Genomic DNA, 6054 nt, shown 5'->3' on the forward strand with positions numbered 1-6054 from the left:
GGATTCCAGGGCTGCGGCAGCCGCGCCCCGCTGCTGCAGTTGTTGTACCAGCTGTTCAACGTCGTAGGCCTCGCTGGGGCTGCCCAGCAGGTTGGTGCCGGCCTCCCCCTGGCGCACCCAGAGGTGGGCCCAGCGCAGCGGCAACTGACTGTGGCGCCTGCCCTCGATTGGCCCATCCACCCCCAGTAGACGGGCCAGCTGCTCCTCCGCCGCCGCCCCCCGCAGGGCCAGGCCCGCATCGCTACTGAGCTGGCAGGTGCCACTTGCCCCGGAAAAGCGCTTGCGTAGCTCCCAGCGGGCGCCGGCCGCCTCGAAGCTCAGCTCCACCTCCGGCAGGCCGCTGTGCAGGCGGGAGCGCATTTCGTCTACCGCCCGGCCCGTGGCACTGGCCTTGAGGAACAGCACCTTGTGCAGGGCCTCCACGACCGTGCTCTTGCCCGCCTCATTGGGGCCGCCCAGCAGGGTGAAGCGGGGATCGAACTGGAGCTCGAGCTGCTGGTGCAGGCGCACCTGGCGCAGGGTGGCGTGGAGCAGGCGCATATTTAGACCTGCAACTGGGCCACGGTCTGGTGCAGCTCGCTGAGGGCTAGACGCAACACCGTGGGGTCGGCGTCGCCAGGGGCCTTAAGGCAGCGATGCAGCTCTTGGGCAACCCGGGCAACCAGGGGGTCGCCGGGGCGCTGGGTGAGCTCGGCTAGTTCGGCATCTCCGGGCGCCGCTTCACAGCGACCACGCAGTTTCAGGCGCAGCAGCTGGGCATCTAGGCGCTCCAGCAGTTCCGCGTAGCGGCGATGGCCAGCCAGGCTGAGGCTGCCGCCTACCTCCAGCAGCAGCAGGTCGCTGCCGATGCGCCCGCCAAGCAGGCGTTCCAGCTGGGCCTCGAGTCGCTCAAGGTCGCTCTCTTGCTGCAGTTGGATGCGCAGGGGATGCCAGTTCAGCGCTCCGGTGGCCAAGGGGCTCACCTGGGGCACCACGCCCCGCCCAAGCTGCACCTGCAACACCTGGCCGCAGCGGTAGTCGGCGCTGCGGGGAAAGCGATCTGCTTCGGGGGTGCCGCTGTACCAAACCTTCTCGGAGACCCGTTTGAGGCCGTGCCAGTCGCCTAAGGCCACATAGTCAACATGCTCCAACCAGGCTCCCTCCAGCCGCAAACGGTTGCTGGCATCGCCGGGGTTGTCGTCGTCTGGCTCGCCAGCGGCATCAAGGTCGGTGGCACCAAAGCCGTGAACCGAGCCATGGGCGAGCACCAACCGGGGCTTGTTTTTAGGCAGCTCATTCCAGTTGAGGCCGTTGAGCCAGCCGCAGGGATCGCTTGCATCAGTGCGACGCAGAAGCGGGCAGGGCAGCACCACCACACTTGCCAGTTCGATGGGTGTGGCCTCCAGCAACACCTGCAGGTTGGCGGCGCGGCGCCCCTGCTCCGCCTGGAAATAGGGCGTATGCCACACGCTGCCTGGGGCACCGTGGTCGTGGTTGCCGGGGATCACCAGCACGGCACAAGGGATCGTGCCGATGGCGGCACACACGGCACTTACATCCGCTGCGCCAGGCGTGGGTGAGTCGAACAGATCCCCAGCTACCACTACTAAGTCAGCTGCTGTGGCGGCGGCGTGGGTTGCGATACGGCCGATTGCCTGGAGCCGCACCTGGCGCAGCAGGGCGCGTTTGTCTGGATCGCTGACCCGGGCATAGGGCTTGCCGATCTGCCAGTCGGCGCTGTGCAGCAGGGTGACGGGTGGCAAGGGGCTAGCCAGGACCCAGGTGGCGGCGTAAGACCCTGTTTAGCGCCTGCAGGCGCACACTGGAATCATCGATAGCAAGATTCCCACGGTGCTTCAGAAGCTGTTGCGGGGGTTGGGGTTGGCCAGATTGGCGTTGTTAGCCGTGGTGATGGCGGCGCTGGTCATCAGCGCAGAGCCGTCTTGGGCTGCCCCTGCGGCGGATGGGGCAGAGCTATTTGCCAACCATTGCGCTGGCTGCCACGTAAACGGGGGCAACATCATTCGCCGCGGCAAAAACTTGCACCTGGCGGCCCTAGAGCGCAATGGCATCGATGGTCCGGAGCGGATCGCCGTAATTGCCGCCGCCGGCCAGGGCCAGATGTCTGGTTATGCAGCCGTGCTTGGGGAAGGGGGAGCAGAGGCGGTGGCGGGCTACGTGTGGCTGCAGGCCCAGCTGGATTGGCCCAAGGTCTGAACTTGCTTCAGAAGGCCTGGATCCAGGGATACACCTGCACCTCAGTCCAGATGCCATTGCGCCAGTAGACATCTGCCTTGACCAGGGCTTCAACCTTCTCTTTGCTGTCGGCCTCGTAGATCCCGAACACATGGGTGCTGCCTTCGGTGGGGCCCAGGGTGATCAGGGTGCCGGCGTCTTTAAGGCTCTGCAGTCCGGCTAGGTGCTCTTCCCGATAGGGGCCGCGCTTTTCGAGGGCGTCATCGCAGTAGGTACCCCAGAGCACGAAGCGCATGATGTTGGGAGTTATCGGGGCCTGACATTACGGGGTTACCTGCTTTCTGGTTGCCGATCAGGGGTGTTAAGAAGGGTGTCTTAAGATCCCAAATGCCCGTGCTTCGCTCCTTTCTCGTTCTTGCTAGCGCTGCCTTTTTCGCGGCTCCTGCCCAAGCCAACATGATGAAGCAGATCATTGTTGGCAAATGCTCCAGCGCCTTGCAGGATGAATTCAAGAAGGCAGGCAAAACACCACCTGCTGGCATGGTCGACGAGACCTGTGGCTGCATTGCCGACGGCTACAGCAAAGGCCAAAGCTTGGATCAGGCCAAGTCCGTCTGCGTTAAGCAGTCAACTGCCAAATACAACCCTTGAGTCTTAGGGCTGTGAGCTATCCCGCTTACCCCCTACCGGGCCCAAGCCAGCGGTTGGCGAAGGTACTCAGCCCAATCATTCCTGAGCTGGCTGCCCTGGTGCACCAGACCCCCGGCACCCTGTCGCTGGCCCAGGGAATGGTGGGCTGGGATCCGCCACCAGGCGTAGCCCTTGCCGTGGCCGAGGCCCTGGCGACCGGGGGGCCAGCGCTGCACCGTTACGGGCCACTCCTTGGTGATCCAGAGCTGCTGGCGGCAATCACCGCCAAGCTCACCAACCAGAACGATCTCGACCTCACAGGGGCTGAGCTGCTGGTCACAGCCGGCAGCAACATGGCTTTCAACGCGGTAGCTCAAGTGATCGCAGCGGGCCCCCCAGGGGAACCCAGCGAGGTGATCCTGCCTGTGCCCTTTTATTTCAACCACGTGATGGCGGTGCAGCTGGCCGGTGCGGTGCCAGTCCCGGTGCAGGCGGGCCTGATACCCGATCCAGAGAGGCTGGCGGCGGCAATCACCCCGCGCACCAGGGCCATCGTCACCGTGTCGCCAAATAACCCCAGCGGCGTGGTGATTCCGGCCCAGGTGTTGGCGGCGATCAACCAGCTCTGTGCGTTGCACGGCCTGTTTCACATCAGCGATGAGGCCTACGAGCAGTTCGTTTACGGCGAGGAGCCCCACTGGAGCGCCGGTTCCCTGCCGGGCAGCGCCGCCCACACCGTGTCGCTGCATTCGCTCTCGAAGGCCTACGGCCTGGCGGGCTGGCGGTTGGGCTACATGGCCGTACCGCAGGCGCTGCTGCCTTCCTTGTTGAAGGTGCAGGACACGGTGCTGATCTGTCCGCCCCGACTCACCCAGCACGCCGCCCGGGCCGCCCTAGCTGCCGGTCCGGCCTGGTGCGCGCCCCGGATCGCAGCCCTGGCGAAGCTGCGCCTGCAGCTGCTGGCTGCCGTGGCAGAGCAGCAGGCCCAGGGCTTGCCGGTGCGCTTGCTGGCCCAGCCCGATGGGGCCTTCTACGCCCTGCTGCAAGTTGCTGTGCCGTTGCCGTTCGATGCGGACACGCTGATGCGGCGGCTGGTGCTCGAGCACCGGGTGGCGACCCTGAGCGGCGGCAGCTTCGGTCTGGATTCAAGCGACGCTGGGCCGGTGTTGCGGCTCAGCTACGGCCTGCTCGACGCTGCGGATCTGGCTGAGGCCCTCGATCGGCTGTTCAGCGGCCTGCGCCGCCTACTGGCTACAGATGGCGGGCTTAGGACGCTCCAGCACCAGCATTCGGTTGTTGGCCGGCAGGGGCAGATCGGCTAGGAGGTCGAGACCGAGGTTTTGGCCTTGCTGCACCAGCTCAATGGCATCACGCACCCCCATGGCTGGATCGAGACTGCGCAGGTGCTGGTCGAAGGCGGCGTTGCTGGCGGCAGTGTGTATGCCGCCGTCGTGGAAGGGGCCGTAGAGCAGCAGCAGCCCGCTAGGCCGCAACACCCGCGAGGCTCCGGCTAATAGATGGGTTACGGCCGCGGCCGACATTATGTGAGCCGTATTGGCACTAAATACAGCATCGAAGCTCTGGCAAGGCCACTGCCCAGCGTCCGTGACATCCAGGGCGATGGCGGCTGGCAGCGTGGGGCTCAGGGCCTCCAGCTGGGCCTGCAGATCCGTGAGGCTCTCTTGGCGTTCACTGGTCTGCCAGGTAAGGCCTGCGATCTGCTGGCAGAAGAAAGCTGCGTGCTGGCCGCTGCCTGAGCCGATCTCAAGTACTTGGGCGTGAGCCGGCAACCACTCTTTAAGCACAGCCAGGATCGGCCCTTTGTTGCGCTCGCAGGCGGGGGAAAACAGCATGAGGGGCTTAAGCGTCGAGCCCGGCCCGCAACTCGGCGCAGAAGCGCCCGGCCGCGGCGGCAACGTCGCCATGCTGGCCATGGGCGGCCGCCATCACTTTCACTAAGGCACTACCCACAATTGCTCCATCGGCGCCCCAGTCGCGCACCTGACGGGCTTGCTCGGGGCCGGAAATGCCAAAGCCCACGGCGATTGGCGTATCTCCCAGGGTCTTGAGCTGGCCCACCAGATCGCCCACCCGGGATTCAAGGTTTGTGCGCACCCCGGTCACGCCGGTGACGCTCACCAGGTAGGTGAAGCCGCGGCTGGCCTGATGGATTCTTCCCATGCGCTCGGCTGGTGTGGTGGGCGCCACTAGCAGCACCAGATCGAGGCCGGCAGCTGCTGCGATTACTGAGAGTTTCTCGGCCTCCTCAAGGGGTAGGTCGGGCACCACCAAGCCGGCGGCTCCGGCGGCGGCTCCGGCGGCACAGAAGGCCTCCATGCCGCGGTTGAGCAAGGGGTTGCTGTAGGTGAACAGCACCACGGGCATGGTCAGTTCACCCTTGAGGGAGCTGAGCATCTCCAGCACCCCGGCTGGAGTGGTGCCAGCTTTCAGGGCTCGGCTGGCGGCGGCCTGGATCACCGGTCCATCGGCCAAGGGATCGCTGTAAGGAATGCCGAGCTCCACAAGGTCGGCGCCATTGGCCTGCAGGGCCAGCAGGCTGGCCCGGGTGTGGGCCAGATCCGGATCGCCCGCCATCAAAAACGGCATCAGGGCGCAACGTCCCTGTTGGCGAAGGGAGATGAAACGCTGCTGGATTTGGGTAGGGGCGGCAGACACAGCAGCGATAAGGGCTTCGGCCAGTGAGCCTATGTCTCGCCCTGGGGAGCTTCTGGCAGCTGGCCCGTTTCGCGCAGGAGTCGCTCCTGCTCTTCGGGGCTGAGGGCGTCAAACTTGCGCTGCAGAGCTTCCGTGGTGAAGGCGTCGTAGGCCTCGCGGTATTGGCGCCGCTGCTGGATAAAGGTCATTTTGCCTGTGACCACCCGAAATAGGTAGCTGCCCGTCCAGGCGAGTACCAGCACCATCAGCAGGGCAGAGGCGGCGATACCAGCAGAAAAGCCCTCAAAGCCTCCGGCCTGAAAAAGCCAATAACCGCCACCGCCCAAGCCAAATACCCCTAGGGCCAGCAGCAGGGCCCGTCCGTTGGTCATGAGAGCACGTTGCCCTGGCCTGCCATGCGCAGGTTGATGAAGGGAGCAAACAAAATCAGACCAGGGAAAAACAGAAACACCAGTCCGTAGACCCCGAAGCGCTCGAGCTTGCCCATCACCGTCCAACGCTTGATCATCCAGGCGTAGAGCAGCAGGGGCACAGCTACTAGGTAGGTGCCTGCGATCAGGGCATAGGCCACCA

10 protein-coding genes are annotated in these 6054 nt (G+C 65.0%); 3 read left to right on the forward strand and 7 right to left on the reverse strand.

Annotated elements, in window-relative coordinates; genetic code table 11:
• Positions 1-540 (reverse strand): AAA family ATPase (locus KBZ07_RS14855; RefSeq protein WP_254932338.1); only part of this gene is annotated, 540 nt, incomplete at its 3' end.
• Between the two features lie 2 nt (positions 541-542).
• A complete protein-coding gene (locus tag KBZ07_RS14860) occupies positions 543-1742 on the reverse strand; it encodes a metallophosphoesterase (protein WP_254932339.1) in 1200 nt (399 codons plus the stop codon).
• Positions 1743-1890: 148 nt separating this feature from the next.
• Here KBZ07_RS14860 and KBZ07_RS14865 point away from each other — a divergent pair, with 148 nt between their 5' ends.
• On the forward strand, positions 1891-2196 hold the full coding sequence (locus KBZ07_RS14865) for a c-type cytochrome (RefSeq protein ID WP_254932340.1): 306 nt from the start codon (positions 1891-1893) through the stop codon (positions 2194-2196).
• Between the two features lie 7 nt (positions 2197-2203).
• On the opposite strand, the gene KBZ07_RS14870 is transcribed toward KBZ07_RS14865, so the two are convergent.
• A complete protein-coding gene (locus KBZ07_RS14870; RefSeq protein ID WP_254932341.1) occupies positions 2204-2470 on the reverse strand; it encodes a YciI family protein in 267 nt (88 codons plus the stop codon).
• Between the two features lie 98 nt (positions 2471-2568).
• Between KBZ07_RS14870 and KBZ07_RS14875 the strand changes: the two genes are divergently transcribed.
• Both KBZ07_RS14875 and KBZ07_RS14880 read left to right on the forward strand, forming a co-directional pair.
• A complete protein-coding gene (locus KBZ07_RS14875) occupies positions 2569-2826 on the forward strand; it encodes a hypothetical protein (protein WP_254932342.1) in 258 nt (85 codons plus the stop codon).
• Between the two features lie 53 nt (positions 2827-2879).
• The gene (locus tag KBZ07_RS14880; protein ID WP_254932343.1) at positions 2880-4127 is read left to right on the forward strand and encodes an aminotransferase class I/II-fold pyridoxal phosphate-dependent enzyme; all 1248 of its coding nucleotides are present in this window, start codon (positions 2880-2882) and stop codon (positions 4125-4127) included.
• Here the strand turns inward: KBZ07_RS14880 and KBZ07_RS14885 are convergent.
• Genes KBZ07_RS14885 through ndhL form a run of 4 tightly spaced genes read right to left on the reverse strand, consistent with a single transcriptional unit; the run spans position 4050 to position 6052 of the window.
• Complete coding sequence (locus KBZ07_RS14885) at positions 4050-4658, reverse strand: DUF938 domain-containing protein (RefSeq protein WP_254932344.1); 609 nt, start codon at positions 4656-4658, stop codon at positions 4050-4052. The two genes, KBZ07_RS14880 and KBZ07_RS14885, sit on opposite strands and share 78 nt — an antisense overlap.
• Before the next feature lie 7 nt (positions 4659-4665).
• Positions 4666-5481, reverse strand: a complete 816-nt coding sequence (gene trpA / locus KBZ07_RS14890; RefSeq protein WP_254932345.1) for a tryptophan synthase subunit alpha — start codon at positions 5479-5481, stop codon at positions 4666-4668.
• 29 nt (positions 5482-5510) lie between these two features.
• Positions 5511-5852 (reverse strand): DUF3007 family protein, encoded by a 342-nt coding sequence (locus tag KBZ07_RS14895; protein ID WP_254932346.1) that lies wholly within the window; start codon positions 5850-5852, stop codon positions 5511-5513.
• Positions 5849-6052, reverse strand: a complete 204-nt coding sequence (gene ndhL, locus KBZ07_RS14900) for an NAD(P)H-quinone oxidoreductase subunit L (protein WP_254932347.1) — start codon at positions 6050-6052, stop codon at positions 5849-5851. Before ndhL ends, KBZ07_RS14895 begins: the two co-directional genes overlap by 4 nt.
• Between the last annotated feature and the right edge of the window lie 2 nt (positions 6053-6054).

The organism is Cyanobium sp. BA20m-14 (assembly GCF_024346295.1).